This is a genomic window from Gordonia sp. DT30 (assembly GCF_049844915.1).
Lineage (GTDB): Bacteria > Actinomycetota > Actinomycetes > Mycobacteriales > Mycobacteriaceae > Gordonia.
Window position 1 is genome coordinate 1 of the sequence record NZ_JBNCLY010000127.1, and the last position, 228, is coordinate 228.

General features: G+C 61.0%; 1 pseudogene. It reads left to right on the plus strand.

Going from position 1 to position 228, the window contains the following annotated elements:
- Positions 1-29: 29 nt before the first annotated feature.
- Positions 30-228 (plus strand): annotated as a pseudogene (locus tag ACLQ3C_RS21725) (hypothetical protein); the annotation flags it as partial.

Here is a 228-nt window from a genome sequence, read left to right on the forward strand (position 1 = left end):
CCATCGCAGCGATCGCCAGGGGAGGGCACATGATCGACGACACCACCACCAGCTCTACAAGCTCAAGCAGTTCCACCACCCGCATCATCGATGCCGAAGCACTGTTCGCCGGCATCGTCGAGCAACTCAGCGACATCCACCTCGACCCAGCCCTCACCGGCCCACAAGCATTCGCGGCGATGAAACAAATACTGCTCGCCCACAACCTCCTCGAGCACTTCGCCAGCA